This is a genomic window from Paenibacillus sp. EKM301P (assembly GCF_011800295.1).
Taxonomy (GTDB): domain Bacteria; phylum Bacillota; class Bacilli; order Paenibacillales; family Paenibacillaceae; genus Paenibacillus; species Paenibacillus polymyxa.
Window position 1 is genome coordinate 1 of sequence record NZ_JAALFM010000153.1, and the last position, 239, is coordinate 239.

General features: G+C 56.5%; 1 protein-coding gene. It reads left to right on the plus strand.

Going from position 1 to position 239, the window contains the following annotated elements; genetic code table 11:
- On the plus strand, positions 1-239 hold a 239-nt coding region (locus HFD99_RS25310), incomplete at both ends, for a phosphopantetheine-binding protein (protein ID WP_167441109.1).

A 239-nucleotide genomic window follows, 5' to 3' on the forward strand; every position in this document is an offset into this window, starting at 1 on the left:
TATGCAGAGCCGCGTACGGCGCAAGAACGCGCGCTGGTCGCGGTCTGGCAGTCCGTGCTGGGACTACAGACGGTCGGTATATTGGACAATTTCTTTGATCTGGGCGGCGATTCGATCAAAGCCATCCAAATCGCATCCCGTGCGTTCCAGGCCGGCTATAAGCTGGACATGAAGGATTTGTTCCAATATCCGACAGTTGCAGCCCTGGCACCGCATATGCATGAGGTCCGTCGTATGGC